This window comes from Streptomyces sp. CAI-85, assembly GCF_013363615.1.
GTDB lineage: Bacteria > Actinomycetota > Actinomycetes > Streptomycetales > Streptomycetaceae > Streptomyces > Streptomyces antibioticus_B.
On record NZ_JAANNX010000157.1, the window covers coordinates 1 to 2426 of the forward strand.

The 2426-nt window shown below is 75.0% G+C and carries 3 protein-coding genes; 1 reads left to right on the forward strand and 2 read right to left on the reverse strand.

The annotated features are described in order from the left end of the window. Nucleotides 1-194: 194 nt before the first annotated feature. Entirely contained in the window at nucleotides 195-1211 is a 1017-nt protein-coding gene (locus tag G6W55_RS37320; protein WP_175525025.1) for a hypothetical protein, read from the reverse strand. Between the two features lie 69 nt (nucleotides 1212-1280). On the opposite strand from G6W55_RS37320, the gene G6W55_RS37325 reads away from it, so the two are divergent. After that, a complete protein-coding gene (locus tag G6W55_RS37325; protein WP_175525026.1) occupies nucleotides 1281-1655 on the forward strand; it encodes an NTP pyrophosphohydrolase in 375 nt (124 codons plus the stop codon). Between the two features lie 265 nt (nucleotides 1656-1920). On the opposite strand, the gene G6W55_RS37330 is transcribed toward G6W55_RS37325, so the two are convergent. Beyond that, a partial coding sequence (locus tag G6W55_RS37330; RefSeq protein ID WP_175525027.1) for an amino acid permease occupies nucleotides 1921-2426 on the reverse strand: 506 nt, incomplete at its 5' end.

The following is a 2426-nucleotide window of genomic DNA, read 5'->3' on the forward strand; positions in this document are numbered from 1 at the left end:
TCACCGGTGCGGGCTGGCCCTTCCACCTGGGCGGCATCACGCCGTACCTGGACCGCGAGGGTGTCTCCGAGCGGGTGAACGGCAAGAAGTTCCTGGCTCCGGGCGTGGCGTCGGTTCCGGCGTAACACCTCAGGAATGTCGAAGGAGGGCCTCCGCCGATACGGCGGGGGCCCTCCCGTCGTCTCCCTCTGTCCTCAGACCTCCAGCCAGGCTCTGAGGGCCAGGCCGGGTTCGTCCTTGCGGCGGGTGAGGAGCAGTCGGCCGGTGGAGGGGGACAGGGTGGCCGCGGCGACCCGGTTCTCGTGGTCCAGGGCCAGTGCCACCTCGGCGTCGTCCGGGAGTTCAGGTCCTGACTCGGTCCACCAGGCGCCGGCCGACTCCTGTTCGGTGGGGTAGGCGGCGAAGGCGACCCGGCCGCTCGCGGAGCGCTGGGCGAGCAGGGTGCAGTCGTGGCCGTCGAGTTCGCAGCGGATCGCGGCGACGGGTCCGGGGCCGGCGGCCGGGAGCACGGGTGCCGGCTTGTCGCCGGGGCGCCAGGCGTGGATGTCGCCGGAGGCGTCGGTGAAGAAGAGCGTGGTGTGCCCGGCGGAGGTGGCCAGCGCGCGCAGGGTGCCGCGGCGCGCGGTGACGTCGAGGGTCTCCTCCAGCACGGGCGGGGTGCCCGGTTCGCGCTGCCGCCAGTGGTGGAGGCCGCCGGTGCCGACGGCGTACACCTCCACGCACCCCGACTCCCCGGTGACGGCGGCGGGTTCGGCGACGATGCCCTCGCCCTTGAGGTCGCGCCAGGGGTCCCAGCCGCCCTTCTCCTTCTGGGCGGCCATGCCGAGGGCGCCGGTGGAGCTACGGACGAAGACATGGGCGCGGCCCTGGGCGTCCACCGCGACGGCGGGTACGCCGGTACGGGCGCCCTTCTTGTCGGGATGCCCGACCGGGACCCAGTCCAGCGGGGCGAGGAGGGGCCGGTAGTGGGTGGAGTGCACCACGCCCGCCTCGCCCTTCACGGTGGACCGCCAGGACGCCAGGTGGCCGTAGCCGTCGGGGCCGTGGCCGACGGCGAGGACCGCGTGCACCTTCTGGGGGCCGCCGACCGTGCGCGGGGCGTCCCAGGGGCCGCCCGGGGTGCGTTCCGCCCGGCACAGCACGGCGCCGTCCGACGCCAGATAAGCACTCAGCCGCCCGTCGCGGCCGCGTATGAGCCAGTCGCCGTTCACCCGATCACTGTATGACGGCCCTCCCCCGCCCACGTCCGCCGGGCCCGCCGTCCGTGGGACGCTGGCCCCATGGACGACGACGGCACTCCCCTGCTGGTGATCGTGGACGGCGCGAACGTCGTCGGCTCGGTGCCCGACGGCTGGTGGCGCGACCGCCCGGCCGCCGCCCGCCGCCTCCGCGACCACCTGGCCGCCGACGGCCTCCCGGGCCACCCGGGCCCGGTGGAGATCGTCCTGGTCGTCGAGGGCGCGGCCCGCGACGTCGAACCGGTCCCCGGCGTCCACGTGGACCCGGCCCCCGCCGACGGCGACGACCACATCGTCACCCTGGTGGCAGCCGCCCCCACCCGCCCCCGCCTGGTCGTCACGGCCGACCGCGAACTGCGCCGCAGGGTGACGGAACTGGGCGCGAGGGTCGCGGGGCCCCGGACGGTACGAGGCTGAGGTACGGGGCCGTCAGGAGGCCCCGCCCCCTGTCCCGGCAGGGACGACAACCACCCCTCCAGCACGGCCCACTCCGTGGAACCGGCCGCCCCGGCACCGGCGAGGCCGGGCAAGGGGCACACCATGCCTCCGTTTCCGGCGGGTCGTGGGTGCCTCGGCCCGGCCGGGGCACGGCGCCGACACCCGGCGGCGGCCCGCCGGACCCGGCGCGGGGGCGTCCCCGACGCGGCTCCGGGCGGCCGCAGGCGAGAGGTCAGCCGAGGGGTCAGGCCCTGTCGGCCGGGGCCGCAGGCTGTTCGCCGCGGCCCAGGCGGCTGTGGGAGCGGCCGTAGAGGAAGTAGACGACCGCGCCGATGGCCATCCAGGCGGCGAAGCGGATCCAGGTCTCGGCGGGGAGGTTGATCATCAGCCAGAGGGAGGCCAGGACCGAGACGATCGGGAGGAAGGGGACCCACGGGGTGCGGAAGGCGCGGTGCAGGTCGGGGCGGGTGCGGCGGAGGACGATGACGCCGATCGCGACGACGACGAAGGCGAACAGGGTGCCGATGTTGACCAGCTCGGCCAGCTCGCTGAGGGGGGTGAAACCGGCGAGGATCGCGATCAGCACGCCGAGCAGGATCGTCGGGCGGTGCGGGGTCTTGAAGCGGGGGTGGACCTGCGAGAAGAAGCGCGGCAGCAGACCGTCGCGGCTCATCGCGAAGAACACCCGGGTCTGCCCGAGCAGCAGGATCATGCAGACCGTGGTGAGACCGACCGCCGCGCCGAAGCTGA